Source organism: Corynebacterium simulans (genome assembly GCF_001586215.1).
GTDB lineage: Bacteria > Actinomycetota > Actinomycetes > Mycobacteriales > Mycobacteriaceae > Corynebacterium > Corynebacterium simulans.
The window spans coordinates 869,774-885,410 of the sequence record NZ_CP014634.1 but is presented as its reverse complement, the minus strand read 5'-3'; the positions used below and the strand labels follow the sequence as shown (position 1 = coordinate 885,410).

General features: G+C 58.7%; 12 protein-coding genes. 7 read left to right on the top strand and 5 right to left on the bottom strand.

The features are described 5' to 3' along the window. Positions 1-194 precede the first annotated feature (194 nt). The 3 genes from WM42_RS04075 to WM42_RS04065 are packed head-to-tail and all read left to right on the top strand — an operon-like array spanning position 195 to position 4,339. A complete protein-coding gene (locus WM42_RS04075) occupies positions 195-2,843 on the top strand; it encodes a nitric-oxide reductase large subunit (RefSeq protein ID WP_062035790.1) in 2,649 nt (882 codons plus the stop codon). Positions 2,844-2,852: 9 nt separating this feature from the next. Then, on the top strand, positions 2,853-3,500 hold the full coding sequence (locus WM42_RS04070) for a hypothetical protein (protein ID WP_061920693.1): 648 nt from the start codon (positions 2,853-2,855) through the stop codon (positions 3,498-3,500). Further along, a complete protein-coding gene (locus WM42_RS04065; protein WP_062035789.1) occupies positions 3,500-4,339 on the top strand; it encodes an SPFH domain-containing protein in 840 nt (279 codons plus the stop codon). The genes WM42_RS04070 and WM42_RS04065 overlap by 1 nt, the downstream gene beginning before the upstream one ends. A gap of 164 nt (positions 4,340-4,503) precedes the next feature. On the opposite strand, the gene pdxR is transcribed toward WM42_RS04065, so the two are convergent. Beyond that, a complete protein-coding gene (pdxR, locus tag WM42_RS04060; protein WP_062035788.1) occupies positions 4,504-5,820 on the bottom strand; it encodes a MocR-like pyridoxine biosynthesis transcription factor PdxR in 1,317 nt (438 codons plus the stop codon). 81 nt (positions 5,821-5,901) lie between these two features. On the opposite strand from pdxR, the gene pdxS reads away from it, so the two are divergent. The 3 genes from pdxS to WM42_RS04045 all read left to right on the top strand — a co-directional run bounded on the left by pdxS (position 5,902) and on the right by WM42_RS04045 (position 8,580). Beyond that, positions 5,902-6,834 carry a pyridoxal 5'-phosphate synthase lyase subunit PdxS gene (pdxS, locus tag WM42_RS04055; protein WP_062039143.1) on the top strand — a complete coding sequence of 311 codons (933 nt, stop codon included), beginning with the start codon at positions 5,902-5,904 and terminating at the stop codon, positions 6,832-6,834. A 49-nt stretch (positions 6,835-6,883) separates the two neighbouring features. Continuing rightward, positions 6,884-7,477: a pyridoxal 5'-phosphate synthase glutaminase subunit PdxT gene (pdxT, locus tag WM42_RS04050; RefSeq protein ID WP_062039138.1), complete on the top strand. Its 594-nt coding sequence runs from the start codon at positions 6,884-6,886 to the stop codon at positions 7,475-7,477. Between the two features lie 86 nt (positions 7,478-7,563). Beyond that, a complete protein-coding gene (locus WM42_RS04045; protein WP_062039135.1) occupies positions 7,564-8,580 on the top strand; it encodes an HNH endonuclease signature motif containing protein in 1,017 nt (338 codons plus the stop codon). 66 nt (positions 8,581-8,646) lie between these two features. Here WM42_RS04045 and WM42_RS04040 read toward each other — a convergent pair whose 3' ends face one another. Continuing rightward, positions 8,647-10,701 (bottom strand): M3 family metallopeptidase, encoded by a 2,055-nt coding sequence (locus WM42_RS04040; protein WP_062035787.1) that lies wholly within the window; start codon positions 10,699-10,701, stop codon positions 8,647-8,649. Positions 10,702-10,779: 78 nt separating this feature from the next. On the opposite strand from WM42_RS04040, the gene WM42_RS04035 reads away from it, so the two are divergent. Then, positions 10,780-11,562: a MerR family transcriptional regulator gene (locus WM42_RS04035; RefSeq protein ID WP_062035786.1), complete on the top strand. Its 783-nt coding sequence runs from the start codon at positions 10,780-10,782 to the stop codon at positions 11,560-11,562. A 109-nt stretch (positions 11,563-11,671) separates the two neighbouring features. Here the strand turns inward: WM42_RS04035 and WM42_RS04030 are convergent, their stop codons facing one another. From WM42_RS04030 to WM42_RS04020, 3 genes are all read right to left on the bottom strand, one after another. Then, a complete protein-coding gene (locus WM42_RS04030; RefSeq protein WP_062035785.1) occupies positions 11,672-13,858 on the bottom strand; it encodes an NADP-dependent isocitrate dehydrogenase in 2,187 nt (728 codons plus the stop codon). Between the two features lie 72 nt (positions 13,859-13,930). Continuing rightward, entirely contained in the window at positions 13,931-14,833 is a 903-nt protein-coding gene (locus WM42_RS04025) for a siderophore-interacting protein (RefSeq protein ID WP_062035784.1), read from the bottom strand. Then, a complete protein-coding gene (locus WM42_RS04020) occupies positions 14,834-15,634 on the bottom strand; it encodes an ABC transporter ATP-binding protein (protein WP_062035783.1) in 801 nt (266 codons plus the stop codon). Positions 15,635-15,637 lie beyond the last annotated feature (3 nt).

Genomic DNA, 15,637 nt, shown 5'->3' with positions numbered 1-15,637 from the left:
AAGTCAGCAATGGGGGGAATGGTCTAGCTATTGGCGGATGTCAACCTTCCGTATGACCGCCTTTGGGGAAGGTGGGCGCGTGCCCAGCTATTTAACTCTAGTTTTTCCGTCCATAATCGGTGTGGGTGCCTTCTGACTCGGGACACCTTGGCGCGCAGCCTAAGCGTCAGCACATTGAGAAGACAGGAAAATATATGTCCACCACTACTAGCCACGAGGACCGCCGCAAGCCGGTCCTTAAGCTCAGCAGCGTGTGGGTGCAGGGCGTCGCCCTAGTCATGATCTTTGGCTTTCTAGTCATGGGTTTTTTGGCGTACCGCACTTACAACGCGTCTATGCCTCTTCCGGAAAAGATTGTTTCCGAAACCACCGGTGAGACCATCCTGACCAAGGATGAGATTCTGAACGGTCAGGCTCTCTACCAAACCCGCGGCCTGCAGCAATACGGCTCCGTCATGGGACACGGCGCCTACTTAGGCCCTGACTACACGGCGGAATACCTCCGCATGTCTTTGGATAAGGCACGCGAGCTTAACGACGCCAACGGTTATCCCGATTTCATCTCCTCAGACGCGACTCCAGAAGAAGCAGTCCAGCAGGAGTTCCGTACCAACCGCTATGACGAAGCAACTGGTGTACTGAAGTGGACCGATAACCAAATCGCCGCTTTCGAGTCCAACAAGGACTACTACGCGAAGTACTTTGGCGAAGACTCGCATAACAAGGGACTTCCATCTGAGTTCATTACAGACAAAAAGCAGATCAACAACCTTGTTGGTTTCTTCGGTTGGACCTCTTGGGCTTCCGCTGCGGAGCGCCCGGGCCACGATTACTCCTATACCAACAACTGGCCGGCTGAGCCACGCGTGGATAACGGCCCGACCGCAGACCTCGTGGTCTGGTCTGTGCTCTCGCTCATCGCGCTGATCGGCGGTACCGGCCTTATCTTCGCGATTTATGGCCGCTGGTCTAAGTCCATTGGTTGGCACGCAGAAGAGGCGCCAAACCTCGACTTCACCCAGCCGGGCGAGGTAGGTCTTAGCAAGTCGCAGAAGGTCGTGGCATGGTTTGTCCTTGTCATTGCTTTGCTCTTCCTCATCCAGGCGCTCCTGGGTGCAGCCTCGCAGCACTACCGCACGGAGTTAACCGGCTTCTTCGGTATCCCATTGCAGGAAATCCTGCCGTATAACGTCTCGCGTACCTGGCACCTCCAGCTGTCGCTGCTATGGACTGCAGGCGGCCTGCTTGCTGCCGGTATTTTCTTGGCCTCTTTTGTAGGCAAGAAGGAACCGAAGAAGCAGCACTGGCTGGTTTGGTTCCTGCTCGGTGCCATCGCGTTTGTGGTCTTTGGCTCCATGGCCTTCGAGTGGCTGTCCACCATGGGCTACATCAAGGAAGGCACCCTGTTCTCCCAGCAGTGGGAGTTCCTTGACCTGCCGCGCTTCTTCCAGATTCTGCTCACTGTGGGCATGTTTGTCTGGATTGGCATCATCTTCCGCCAGCTGCGCGGCCGCCTGAAGTACGAACACAAGTCCAATATGCCGTGGCTGTTCTTCTACGCCGGCATCGCCATCCCTGCTTTCTATGCAGTGGGTAACCTGGCTGGCTCCGAGACCCATATCTCTGTTGCCGAGTTCTGGCGCTTCTGGGTCGTCCACCTGTGGGTGGAGGACTTCCTCGAGCTGTTTACCACCGTGATGGTGGCCTATGTCTTCGTGCTTCTCGGCGTCATCCGCGAGAAGATCGCCCTCGGCATCATCTTCTTGGACATTATTTTGTACTCCACCGGTGGCGTTTTGGGCACTATGCACCACCTGTACTTCTCCGGTACCCCGGTTGAGCACATGGCACTTGGCGCTTTCTTCTCTGCTGCCGAGGTCGTGCCGCTGACCCTGCTGACCGTTGAGGCTTGGACCTTCATGCAGCTCGGTTCCCGTCAGCGCGCCTCCGGCGAACGCCCATTCCCACACCGCTGGGCAGTTATGTTCCTGGTTGCAGTTGGCTTCTGGAACTTCTTGGGCGCCGGCATCTTTGGCTTCCTAGTCAACCTGCCGATCGTCTCTTATTACGAGATCGGTACCGCGCTGACCGCAAACCACGCACACGGCGCAATGATGGGCGTATACGGCTTCCTGGCTGTTGGCCTGTCCGTATTCGCGCTGCGCTACCTAATCCCGAAGGAAAAGTGGTCTGAAAAGGCCATGGCCTGGTCATTCTGGCTGCAAAACATTGGCCTTTTGTGGATGGTCGTTATCTCCTTGCTGCCACTTGGTGTCATGCAGCTTTACGAATCCGTGGCCACCGGCTACGTCGAGGCCCGTTCCCTGGGCTATATCACCGAGCCCGGCAACTTCATCATGGAGTGGCTGCGCATGCCTGGCGACGTCATGTTCTTAGCCGGCATCATCCCGTTCCTATGGATGGCGCTCAAGGGCGTGCTGTTTAACAAGGAAATCCCAACCATCGAAGAGCACCCGAAGGATCCGCTGTTTAGCATCATCGCGCCTGACGACGACGATCACGCCGGCGAGGTGCCCGTCGCGGGCGCTGCCTCCAGCGTCGGCCTTGTCTCCGGCGGAAAGGGTCGTGTGGATACCCGCGACGGCGCGTACAGCACCGGACGCGTGGCAGGCCGCCGCTATGGCTACATTGACGAGCGTGGCGCCTTCGTCGAAGAGCAAGCCCCTGACTCGGGCCGCGGCGATTCTGCAGCTTCTGGCCCACAGGACCCAGAGTTCGAATCGCGCACCAAGTGGGGCGGCACCTACCGCTCCGACAAGCGGGCGGACGGTAATCCTGGCCAGAAAAAGCCAAATCAGAATAAACCGGATCGGAAGAAGTAGGGACACATAATGCAAGCTCCAGGAATCTTTACCCTCCTGGCGGTGTGCTACGGCCTGTTTCTGCTGGTCGTAGCGTGGGGCTTTGATGCAATGGCGAAGCAAACCGCCAACCGCACCATGGCTAACCGCGCTGGCACTTTCCGCTACTTGGAGGAACACGACGCCTGGCAGTGCCCTGAAGATCAGTGGCTTTGGCCGTCGAGCTTTGACCCGGAAAACCGCGTCATGCGTTACCGTGCCAACCCCACGGTGTGCAATACCTGCCCAGTAAAGGATGCCTGCACGGTCTCCCACCATGGCAGGGAAGTCACCCGGCAGCTCGACCCATGGCCACACTCCGACTCTGGTCGTTTCCACCGCGGCATTGCCCTCGCGGTGGCCGCCATGGGCTACCTGCTTCCGCTGTCGTCCCTAATTACCAACCACTCGCTGTCCGAGGTGCTTATCACCCTTGCCACCGTCTTGGTGATTACCGGTCTCGGTGTCTATCCGTTGGCACGCCACCTGTGGAATACGCCATCGAATGCGCCGCAGATCGTCGTCCCCGAAATGGACAACCGTGAAGCCGAGCTGGCCGCCCAAATCGACCGCTATGGTTCGAAGTACGGCAAGTCCAGCCGTTATCGCTCGGAACGCAAGAAGGAAGAAGCTAGCTAATGTCAGCACTCGTTTTCTGGCCGATCGTCATCGGCATCATCGTCGCGCTCATCATCGTCTTTTTGATGTACTCGCTGAAAGTCATCAAACAGTACGAGCGCGGAGTGGCCTTCCGATTCGGCCATCTGCGTCCGCTCATGGAGCCAGGCCTGCATTTTATGTGGCCGGGCATCGATAAGCTCGAGCGCGTGGACCAGCGCGTGGTGACTCTTACCATCCCTCCACAGGAAATCATTACCAAGGACAACGTCTCCGTGCGCGTGAACGCCGTGGTCATGTTCGAAGTGACGGATTCCCTCAAGGCCGTGCTGGAAGTGGAAAACTACGCCGTCGCTACTTCGCAAATCGCGCAGACGACTCTGCGTAGCCTGCTGGGCCGCGCGGATCTCGATGATCTCCTCGCACACCGCGAAGAACTCAACGAGGATCTTGCGAATATCATCAACGGCCAGACCGAGCGCTGGGGCGTTATCACCCGCATCGTGGAGATCAAGGACGTGGAAATCCCAGAAATGATGCAGCGTGCCCTTGCCCGCGAGGCAGAAGCCGAGCGTGAGCGTCGCGCCAAGGTCATCTCCGCACACGGCGAGTTGCAGTCTTCCCGCGAGCTGCGAGAAGCCGCGGAGGAGCTGGGTAAGGCTCCGGCAGCTTTGCAGCTGCGTTACCTGCAGACGGTGCTGGAGTTAGGCGCAGACCAGAACTCCACCATCGTCTTCCCACTGCCGATGGACATCATGGGCGGCTTCATGGACAGCCTCGGCACCTTCTCGAAGGGATTTAAGGATTTCAACGAGAACTTCTCGCAGCTAGCCGGCGCTAAAAAGGCTGAGGATAAGTAACGTCCTAGGCAGCCGCAGTAAACCGTTAGCGCAGCAACTAAAGGGTCACGCTTTTGCGTGGCCCTTTTGGCTTTCCCGGACGCAGCTCAGTGTCGCCGGGCATGCTTGTAGGCGGCTTGGCTGCGCATGCGCATGAGTGCGCAGTCAGTGCGAGTTACTACCCATTAAAGAGATGCGGCTTCTGCGACCGCAGCGAGTGCTAGCGCCAATTCCAAGTCGCTGAGGTGGCCAAAGCCCAATACGACTCCGTTTGGTGCTTCCTCTCCGCCCCAGTAATCAGCTAGTGCAGTAAGTCCGATTCCCTGTTCCGCTGCCCGTGCGACCACCGCTGCCGCTGGGCGTTCGCAGAGCAACACAGCGTGCAGACCACCGCGAATCGGCAGCAGCTCGACGCCAGGTAGCGTGCGGAAGGTGGCGGTGACTAGGTCACGGCGGCGTCGGTAAGCGCGGCGCATTTTGCCGGTGTGACGGCGCAGCGCACCGCTGGCCATAAACCCCGCCAACGCATCTTGGGTAATAGAACTCACGGGCTGCCCAAAAAGCTGCCGCTGCTGCACCAGCGGCTCGCGCAGGTGCTCCGGGACGACGAGATATCCACAAGCGATGGTCGGGGAGATCACCGAGCTAAACGTGCCCAACAGCGCCGTGTGCTCGGGCTCGAGGGCAGTCAGCGCGGGCAAAGGTTGGCCCACATAACGCAGTTCGGAGTCGAAATCGTCCTCAATGATGAGTACTCCCGTCTCCCGTGCCCACCGCACCAGCTCCGTTCGACGAGCAGCCGAGAGGGAATCGCCGTACGGATATTGATGGCTTGGAGTGACGATGAGCGCGTCCAGATCCGTTAGCGGAACACGCACACCCTCTGAATCGGTAGGTACTTCCACGAGGGTATGGCCTAAAGCCTCCGGTACCTTGCGCAGACTGGGATAACCCGGCGATTCCACGCCAATACGCAGCTGCTTGGCGACGCCCCGCAATAACAACGCAAGCCCCTCACGCACGCCGGCGGTAACGAGGATGCTATCCGGATCTACTGCAAGGCCGCGCATGTGGCGGAGGTGGTGGGCGATTTCTTGGGGGAGTTGGGGAGCCGCGGCAAGCGCGGCGGCGTCGCGCCAGGCGGCGCGCCATTCGGGGGTGATAAGGCTCGTTGTATCGGGTAGACCGGGGGTTAGCTCCACCCGGTTGAGGGGTGGTGGGGTGTGCGATTTCGGGGCGACCGTGGGGGATTTGGTGGGGTGTAGACGAGGATTGATACGGGTTCCGGAGCCTGTGCTTGCGACGAGGTAGCCCTCGGCGATGAGTTGATCGAAAGCGGTTACCACAGTTCCGCGCGAGACGCCTAGCTGCGCCGATAAGGTACGGGTTGAATCTATCTGCTCGCCTGGCAACAGTGTGCCAGTGGCAACCATTTCGCGGATGGCTGCCGCAATCTGCACGGGCAGCGTCCGCGAATCGTCCGGGTCGAGGCCTAAATTCATACCCTCATCTTAAAGTGGTCTAATTCAATTGGCTTAGATTGGACCTTGTTGTGGACCACTTTATGCGGTTCGATGATCCGCATGGCTGAAAACAAGACTGAGAACAAGACTGAAAATAAGACGGAAAATACTTCCAAGATTGCGACCACCCGCGTCAAGCGCGGCCTTGCGGATATGCTCAAGGGCGGCGTCATCATGGATGTCGTTACCCCGGAGCAGGCAAAGATCGCCGAAGATGCTGGTGCTGCAGCCGTCATGGCCTTGGAGCGTGTGCCAGCGGATATCCGCGCGCAGGGCGGCGTCGCTCGTATGTCGGACCCAGACCTTATTGAGGGAATCGTTGATGCGGTTTCCATCCCGGTGATGGCAAAGTCTCGTATTGGCCACTTCGTTGAGGCGCAGATCCTGGCCGAGCTCGGTGTGGACTTTATTGACGAGTCCGAGGTTCTATCTCCGGCCGATTACGTCAACCACATCAACAAGTGGGACTTCGACGTGCCTTTCGTCTGCGGTGCTACCAACCTGGGCGAAGCGCTGCGCCGTATCACTGAGGGTGCTGCGATGATTCGTTCCAAAGGCGAAGCCGGTACCGGCGACGTCTCCGAGGCAGTAAAGCACCTGCGTACCATTCGTGGCGAGATTGCCCGCCTACAGCACCTGGATCGCGATGAGCTTTATGTCGCAGCCAAGGAGCTGCAGGCTCCGTACGACCTTGTCGCAGAGGTGGCAGAGACCGGTAAGCTGCCGGTCGTGCTCTTCGTTGCCGGTGGTGTCGCAACGCCTGCCGACGCCGCACTCGTCCGTCAGATGGGCGCCGAGGGCGTCTTCGTCGGCTCCGGTATCTTCAAGTCTGGCAATCCGGCTGCTCGCGCGGAGGCCATCGTTAAAGCGGCCACGCTGTATGACCAGCCAGCTGAGCTGGCGAAGATTTCCCGCGGTCTCGGCGAGGCGATGGTAGGCATCAACGTAGCTGACGTTCCGGCTCCGCACCGTTTGGCTGAACGTGGCTGGTAAGACAGATACGGCCGAAAAGGCGGATAAAGCGGCGAAGCCTGGCAAAGCGCTGACGATTGGCGTGCTGGCCTTGCAAGGCGGCGTCGAGGAGCACGTGGCAATTCTGGAATCTCTCGGCGCACACGTAACCCGCGTGCGCTTGCCCCGGGAATTGGATGGCCTTGATGGCATCGTGCTTCCAGGCGGCGAGTCTTCCACCATCGACCGCCTTGCTCGCGCCTTCGAGCTCGCGCAGCCGCTTCGCGATGCCATCCGTGCCGGCCTGCCCGTCCTTGCCACCTGCGCCGGACTGATTTACTCTGCCCGTGAACTGGAGAATCCGGCGCCTGGACAACAGAGTCTCGGTGTACTTGACGTCGTCGTGCGCCGCAATGGATTCGGGAACCAGCGCTTCTCTGAAGAGCGCACTGTGCCCGTGCGCTTGGATGAGGAGGAGCTGGCTGTGGAGGCGTCTTTCATCCGCGCGCCTATCGTTACCTCGCATGGCACAGGGGTGGAAGTAATTGCCACCGTTCCTGAGAGTGACGGAACTCCAGTTGTCGTGGGAGTACGGGAAGACAACGTCATCGCTTTGAGCTTCCATCCAGAAGAAAATGGCGATGACCGCATCCACGCGCGATGGTTGGCAGGCTTAAGCGTGTAGCTATAAACCGTCAGATAGCTGCGAATTTGACCATCCTGGGCGCCAAGGCGTTGTGGCTGGTAGAAGGCCTGGGTAGCTTGATGGCTATGAGCCTTAAGACATACCTTGCAGCACTCAGCCGAGGCGTTGACCTCGTCGCTGAGTGCGAAGGCATGTCTGCCGCACAGCTGATTTCTTTAGGTGCCACGTCTGCTGATGCCGCCGAGCTTCTGGCGCTACACAGCACCTATTTTGGGCCGACGTCGTTTAGCAAGAAGCAACGCACCGCCGTTGCACACGCGCGAAACCAGCAGCATAGCCTGAGCACCCTGCGGCGCATCGAACATTTTGTTTCGCGAGTTAAGAAGAAAGTCGCGGCGTGGAATTTGCGCGTCGAACTCTGCGCGGCGGCGTCGCCAGAGGTAGAAAGGCTCGCGCGCAAACGCTTGAAGGAGATGCAGCCGCCGCGGGTAGCATCTGAACGTGCTACTTTGCGCCAGCACCCCAATGGTCTGGCCACGCTGACTGTCACTGGTTCTTCGATGGGAATTACGGATGTATTCAAAGGCATCGACCAGTCTCGCCCCGGCGCGAGCTTCTTGGAATCGCAGTCCGAGGGCGGAGTGCGCACGCAGGCTACCACGATGGTGGTAGTCCATCTCGAGGATTATTGCGAGCTGCAGCGCGGTAATGGTCGCGATGATGGCGATGTTATTTTGCGCACTACCTCCGGTGCCACAATGACTGGTGCGGAGTATCTTGAGCGTACTTTTTCCGGCGAGGGATTCGTTACCCTGATTAGCCGCGAGGAAGGGCCGGTGGATCTATACCGCATGTCGCGCTTTGCTTCGCCGAAGCAGCGAAAGATGTTGTCAGCAGAAAACCCCACCTGCGCCTGGCCGGATTGCAAAGTTCCGGCTGAGCGTTGCCAGATACACCACATCGAGCCTTGGGTCCACGGTGGCGAAACCAACGTTTCAAATATGGTTCCGCTGTGTTCCTACCACAACGGTGTAAACGGCGATGACCCGAATGCGCCTCCCGAACGCGGGCGCATGCTCCGCATCGGCGGGCGGGTGGCATGGCAGCCACCGTACGAAGCTCCGCCTACCTTCGTTACCTAGCAGTAACCCAGCTGTAGTTGCCAGAACTAGCGCAATCGCTTGGGCGATTGCGCCTACACGCATGCCTTAAGCACCAGCGAGGCCGCGGCGCTTGAGCAGCGGCTCGACGTCCTTGTCTCGGCCACGCAGTTCGCGGTAGGTTTCGGTGAAATCGCGCGATGCGCCCTTGGACAAGATGAGCTTGCGGAATTTCTCGCCAGCTGCACGAGCTTGCTCGTCCGAGTCACCGGCGCCTTCTTCCTTGAACCAAGAAAATCCATCGGCGTCGAGGACCTCGGCCCAGAGGTAGGAGTAATAGCCTGCAGAGTATCCGCCGGCGAAGATGTGGTTGAAGTACTGGGAACGGTAGCGCGGCGCGATAAGCGGGTTGTTCAGCCCGGCCTTGGCTAGGGCTTGCTTCTCGAACTGCGCAACCTCCGCCGCCTTGAGGTCTGCGGTTTCGTCGAATGAAAGCGAGTGCCACGCCAAGTCCACAATCGAGGCCGCTAGGTATTCCACCGTGGCAAAGCCCTGGCCGAACTCGCTGGCTTCCGAAACTGCCTGCAAGAGTGCATCGGGGATGACCTCGCCGGTATCCACGTGGCGGGCGTAACGCTTCACCAGTGCCGGCTCCAATGCCCAGTTCTCATTAATCTGCGAGGGAAACTCGACCCAGTCTCGGGGGACGTTTGTACCTGCGAAAGTGGGGTATCGGACATCCGAGAGTAAACCATGCAGCGCATGGCCAAACTCGTGGAAGACGGTGCGCAGCTCGTCCAAGCTCAGCAGCGGCTGTGAACCATCGGCTGGCTTGGTAATTCCCATGACGTTCACGATCACCGGTTTGCGCTCCAGCAGACCTGCCTGACCCACAAACTCGCTCATCCATGCCCCGCCGCGTTTGGTGGGGCGGCCGAAGTAATCAGTGACAAACAGGCCGATGCCATTGTCCTTGTCCGTTGCGGGATCCTGGCCCTCGTCGAAAACCTCCCACACGCGCACGCCCTCGGCATATCCCTCCAAGTCATCGCGTGGGACAACCACGATGCCATAAAGACGATTTGCAGCAGCGAATACACCTTCCTCCAAGACCTGTTCGAGTGGGAAGTAATTGCGTAGTTCTTCCTCGTCCAGCGCGAAATCACGGGCACGCACCTGCGACTCCCAATATGGCCAATCCGCTGCGCTAAAGTCCTCATCGCGCAGGCTCGCTGCCTCGGCGAGCAACTTCTGTTCACCTTCTGCGTTGGCCTCAGCCGCAGGTGCTAGTTGGAAGAGCATATCGCGAGCCGCCTGGGCGCTTCCGGCAGTTTCTTCAGAGATGACATAGTCGGCATGCGAGGTAAATCCTAAAAGTTCCGCGCGCTCGGCACGTAGCTGTACGGCCTCGATGAGACCTTCTGCGTTTCCTTCGCCGCGGCGAGCAGACGCCTCATAAAGCTTCGCACGAGCCTCCGGCTGCACGAGACGGGCCTGCTCCGATTGCACAGTTGGCAGCTCTAGAGGAATCACGAAGCCTTCACGACCCAGAGCTTTTGCATCCGCGCTCGCGGAGGCCTTCCTCTCCTCCGGCAGGCCCTCCAACTCCTGTTCCGTGAGCTCCACCGCGAGTTTTCGGGTTGATTCCATCAGCGTTCGGCCGAATTCCTCAGACAGAGTCGAAAGACGCTGATTGATTTCCGAAAGCCGGGCCTTGCTTGCGGAATCTAAGTCCGCGCCTTTGCGAGCGAACGTACGCAGCAAATGAGCATATAGACGTTGGGATTCCTCGTCCTTGGGCGTGTCTACGCCCACTTCCTTCAAACGGGCGTAGAGAACCGCATTTTGATAGATCGCATCTTGATGGGCGGAAAGCTCTGGCCATAGCTGCGAACCGATGGCCTCCATACCGTCGGTGATATCGGTTCCGGAGAGATTCGCAAAGACAGCAATGACGCGTTCCAGGTCTTGTCCGGAGCTCTCTAGTGCTTCGACGGTGTTTTCCCACGTCGGGTCGGCGGGATTATCTACGATGGCGGCGATTTCGGCATCATGAAGCTGAAGAGCCTTGTGAAAAGCCGGGAGGAAGTGTTTTTCTTTAATCTCGGCAAAAGGTGGCAATTGGTAGGGCAGAGTAGACGGAGAAAGTAGTGGATTACTCATAAGTGAGCAATGTACCCAATAAGGGGCTGAAGCGGAGTGATTTGACTCTCACGCGACGTAAGGGAGTGAAATTTTGGTATGAGCATACACATGGAAGTAGGCGAAGCCGCAGAATTTCTGGGAGTCAGCGTACGTACTCTGCACTACTGGGAAGAACGCGGACTTGTTATACCGAACGCTCGTACGTGGTCTAACTACCGGCTTTATTCGGAGCAAGACATCGCACGGGCGCAAAGAGTTGTGGTCTACCGCGCTACGGGGATGCCGCTTAAAGATATAGCTGCGGCCCTGGAAGCGGGAGATAGTCCGGTGGAACACCTACGCCGCCAACAGGCGATGCTCATGGAAAAACAACGCCGCCTTGATGAACAAGTGCGCGCACTCGATGCCCTTTTGGAGGAAACCATGAATAACAACAATCTCTCGGTTTCGCAGATTGCGGCAGTGCTTGGCGATAGTTTCGCCGAACACCACGCCGAAGCCGAAGAAACCTATGGCGATACGGAAGACTGGGCTATCTCCCAGCGCAATGCAGCCCGCCGCAACGTGGCAGACTGGGAAGAGCTTAAGCAACGCCATGAAAAACTCGAGCGTGAGCTAGCCGCTGCTTGTACGGCCGGAATGGACCCCGCAGCGCCGGAAGCTTTACAGCTGGTAGAGCGACACCGCGAATTGTTAGGTGAGCACTTTCCGGTATCGAAGTCCAAACATGTGCTTATCGCGCGCGGCTACACCGCCGACGAGCGTTTCCGCGCTCACTACGATTCCCAGGCGCCAGGTCTTGCGCAGTGGCTCCAAGACGCGATTAACGCCGCCGCACACGCCGCGGGAATCGACCCAGACACCGCGCAATGGCGTTAGTGATGCTCAAACGCACCAAGCAAGCCTAAGCGCTGAGCTCAACGCAGTGCTGTACTCGAGCAACAAAAAGGCTCCCCTCCGTAAGAGAGGGGAGCCTTTTTGTTACGGTTTACTTCTTCAGGCCGTCAATGATCTCGTTGAAGGCAGCAACCGGGCGCATGACGGAGGAAATCTTTTCCTCGTCCGGTGCGTAGTAGCCGCCCAGATCAGCTGGGGAGCCCTGAACATCGAGCAGACCCTGCTGGATCTCGTCCTTCTTAGACTCGAGTGCCTCAGCAACCGGCTTGAAGGTCTCAGCCAGCTCAGCGTCTTCGGTCTGAGCAGCCAGCTCCTTGGCCCAGTTCAGGGTCAGGTGGAAGTGAGAACCACGGTTGTCGTTCTCGCCGACCTTGCGGGACGGGGAGTTGCCCTCGTCGAGGAGGGTCTCGGTGGCCTTGTCGAGGGCGTCGGCAAGCACCCCTGCCTTAGCGTTGCCGTGAGCGTTGAGCTCGTGGCGGAAGGACTCTGCCAATGCGAGGAACTCACCCAGGGAGTCCCAACGCAGGTGGTTTTCTTCCTCAACCTGCTGAACGTGCTTCGGCGCAGATCCGCCTGCACCGGTCTCGAAGAGGCCGCCGCCAGCCATCAGCGGAACCACAGACAGCATCTTTGCGGAGGTACCGAGCTCGAGAATTGGGAACAGGTCGGTGTTGTAGTCACGCAGCACGTTGCCGGTGACGGAGATGGTGTCCTCGCCCTTACGGATGCGCTCGATGGAGATCTTGGTTGCCTCGACCGGGGAGGCGATGGAGATATCCAAGCCCTCGGTGTCGTGGTCTTGGAGGTACTTCTCAACCAAGGAGGTGATGTTGCGGTCGTGTGCGCGCTCCGAGTCCAGCCAGAAGATGGTCTTCATGCCGGAAAGGCGAGCGCGGTTAACAGCCAGCTTGACCCAATCCTGGATCGGAGCATCCTTGGTCTGGCAAGCGCGCCAGATGTCGCCTGCCTCGACGTCGTGCTCGATGAGGACGTCGCCAGCGGAGCTAGTCACCTGTACGGTGCCGTTCTCCGGCACCTTGAAGGTCTTGTTGTGGGAGCCGTACTCCTCAGCCTTCTGAGCCATCAAGCCGACGTTCGGAACGGTACCCATGGTGGAAGGATCGAAAGCGCCATTCGCCTTGCAATCATCGATAACTGCCTGGTAGACGCCAGCGTAAGAAGAATCAGGGATGACAGCCAAGGTGTCCTGCTCTTCATCATTCTTGTTCCACATGTGGCCGGAGGTGCGGATCATGGCCGGCATGGAAGCGTCGATGATGACGTCAGATGGGACGTGCAGGTTGCTGATGCCCTTAGCGGAGTTGACCATAGCCAGGTCCGGACCGTTTTCGAGAGCAGCGTCGAATGCGGCCTTGATCTCTTCGCCATTCTCGAGGGAGTTCAGGCCCTCGTAGATAGCGCCGAGGCCGTTCTCGCCATTGAGACCAGCGGCCTCAAGCTGCTCGCCGTACTGTGCAAAGACATCAGCGAAGTAAGCGCGCACAACGTGGCCGAAGATGATCGGGTCAGAGACCTTCATCATGGTGGCCTTCAAGTGAGCAGAGAAGAGAACGCCCTCTTCCTTAGCGCGTGCAACCTGAGCCTTCAGGAACTCATCCAGAGCCTTTGCGGAAATGAAGGTGCCGTCAACAACCTCGCCCTTTAGAACCGGTAGCTTCTCCAACAGCACGGTCTCAGCGCCGTCCTCAGCAACGAGCTTGATGGAAAGGGTGTCATCCTGCTCCAGGATGACGGACTTCTCATTGTGGCGGAAGTCGTTATCAGACATGGTGGCCACGTTGGTCTTGGAATCAGCAGACCAAGCGCCCATCTTGTGTGGGTACTTCTTCGCGAAGTTCTTCACTGCGATGGGAGCGCGGCGGTCAGAGTTGCCCTCACGCAGCACCGGGTTCACAGCGGAACCGGTAACCACAGCGTAGGCCTCCTGCGCGTCCTCGTAATCCGGGACGTCGTAACCTGCAGCCTGCAGCTCAGCGATTGCCTTCTTTAGCTGGACGAGGGAAGCGGAGATGTTCGGCAGCTTGATGATGTTAGCTTCCGGAGTCTTAGCCAGCTTGCCCAGCTCAGCGAGGGCGTCTTCGACCTTCTTGTCGCCGAGGCGCTCCGGGAACTGCGCCAGGATGCGGCCGGCCAGGGAGATATCGCGGGTTTCTACCTCGATGTCTGCGGTGGAGGCGAAGGCCTCAACAACCGGCTTGAAAGAGTAGGTTGCAAGCAGCGGAGCTTCGTCCGTGCGGGTCCAGATAATCTTTGCCATGATTCTCCTAATTAAAACGTGAAAATGTTTCGACCTACCAGAATACCTACTTAGTATTCGCGGCGTTGACGACTACCCCTCAGAGACCCCACGCTTCCAATATCCCATGAAAGACACAGCCGAACGGGGCACGCCGGCCTCTTTAACCAGCAATCGACGCATACGCTTGACGACGCCGCTTTCTCCCGCAATCCACCAATACGCATCGCTTGCAGCGCGCTCGCCTAGTTCTTCACCGGAAGAGGAATAGGCGGGGGTTTCCCAGAGGATTTCGCGCTCCACGACGCTGCTTAAGGAGTTCGGTTGTAAGTCTTTATCGGCAGGGGCGGGAGAGGGAAGACCTGCGAGGTGGGCGAGGGCGCCGATAAGTGAGGCTTCGTCGTGCGGGAGGAATTCCACCTTGACACCGGCTGGAGCAGCGAGTGCTTGGGCATCCTGGAAGTAGGGCACCGCAATGTGCACAGTGCCGGTCAGCCCCGCCGGCCATTCGTCGAGGATGCGGGCGATTGCAGGCAGTGCGGTTTCATCGCCCAGAATGTGGATTTCGCGGGACTCGCCGGGCTGGAATTCGATGCCAGGGCCTGGGGCGTCGGTGGCGTGGGGAGCAATCACGTAAATGCTATCGCCGGGTTTGGCCGCGTGTGCCCAAGAAGATGCTGGCCCGGTTTGCCCAGGGGCAGTATGCAGGACGAAGTCGACGGTGAGGATGCCGTTTTCGCGGTCTAAATCGCGTACAGAATATGTGCGCATCGCTCCGCGGGTAGCCGGGTCGAGCTTTTGCCAGGAACTGAACCAATCTTCTGCGGCAGGCAGTTCAGGCAGGCCGGCAGGGCCGGGGATGATCAGCTTGATGCGCAGATCGTGGATCGCACCTGCAGGGCCCATTTCTTTCAATCCAGACAGGCGTACGCGTTGAAAGCTTGGCGAAATCCGCGTGGAGTCGACGACGGTCGCGCGGAATGGTTGATAGGCCACTTATTTCACCCTCCTTTTCCCAATCGGCATGACAGCCGGCAGCCCCGAGACTGGATCATCAACGATGACCGAGTCAACACCGAACACGTCGTGCACGGTCTGGTGTGTCAAAACTTCCTGCGGGGTGCCTTGAGCGTAGACCGTGCCATCTTTAACAGCGATGAGCGCATCGGAGTACCGGGCAGCCAAGTTGAGGTCATGGATGACCATCACGATGGTGGTGTCATGCTTTTCGTTCAAGTCCACCAGCAGGTCGAGGACTTCGAGCTGATGCTTGATATCGAGATAGGTGGTGGGCTCATCCAAGAGCAAGATGTCGGTGCGCTGGGCTAGTGCCATGGCGATCCACACGCGTTGGCGTTGGCCGCCCGAGAGCTCATCGATAGAGCGCTGCGCCAGGCTGGCGACGCCCGTCAGCTCCATCGATTCTTCCACAATTGCGTAGTCTTCCTGACTCCAGCGGCCAAGCAGCCCCTGGTGCGGAGTACGCCCGCGGCCGACGAGGTCCGCGACCACGATTCCGTCCGGCGCGATTGGTGATTGCGGTAGCAAGCCCAGCGACGTGGCGAGCTGTTTGGTCGGGATATCGGCAATCTTCTTACCGTCTAGGAAAATGTCGCCGCGTGTTGGCTTTAGCAGACGGGAGAGCGAACGTAGGAGGGTCGACTTACCGCAGCCGTTTGGGCCGACGATGGAGGTTATCTTTCCTGGGGCGAGCGAGAGGGATAGATCGCTTAAGATGTCGTGCTCGCCGTAGCTTAGGGTGATTTCCTGCGCGGAAAGTTGTGCTGATTGTTTCATTGT